The sequence below is a fragment of the Micromonospora sp. M42 genome, from assembly GCF_000568915.1.
GTDB classification, from domain to species: Bacteria; Actinomycetota; Actinomycetes; order Mycobacteriales; family Micromonosporaceae; genus Micromonospora; species Micromonospora chalcea.
The window spans coordinates 1,529,069-1,529,702 of the sequence record NZ_KK037233.1; the positions used below are offsets into that span (position 1 = coordinate 1,529,069).

General features: G+C 82.5%; 1 pseudogene. It reads left to right on the top strand.

Annotated elements, in window-relative coordinates:
- Positions 1-442, top strand: a pseudogene (locus MCBG_RS06810) (hypothetical protein); the annotation flags it as partial.
- Between the last annotated feature and the right edge of the window lie 192 nt (positions 443-634).

Genomic DNA, 634 nt, shown 5'->3' on the forward strand with positions numbered 1-634 from the left:
GCGACCTCGCCCCGGCGGGTCACCTGCGCGCCACGATCGTGCGTGTGACCGGTCCGGCGCGGTGGAGGCGGCGCGCTGCGGCTCGCCCGACCTGATCACCGTCGCCGCAGACCGGGCCGCCCTCGCCGGAGTGCCGGCCGGTCCGGCGCTCGGGTCCACTCGACCGGCCGGGTCCCCTGCCCGGGCCGGGTCCACTGCCCGGGCCGGGTCCGCGTCACCGGGCGGGGGCGCGACGCCGTCGCCGGTCACCGGCCGGCGGGTCGCCGTGGTCGCCGCCGCGTTCGCCGACGCGCACGGCGAGCGCTGGGTGCGCGTACTCGATCAGGTGGCGGCCGACGACGACCCGGCGGGGGCGGCGCGGCGCCTGACCCGCGGCCCCCGGGGTGGGCGGCGGACCGGTCCGGCGCTCGTGGTCGACCCGGGCCCGCCGTCGCGGGCATGACGCCGGGCGCGCCCGCTCCCGGACGGACCGCGCGGGCCGGTCGCGCCCGACGGCGCCGGACCCCCGGCCTACGCTGGGCGCAGTGGGCCGGCATCGGGTGCCGGCCCGGCACGGGGAGACCGCGATGACCGACAACGTCCGCCGGCCGGCGCCGGCCGCGGGCGGCGAGGACGAGCAGTGGCTGGCCGAGGT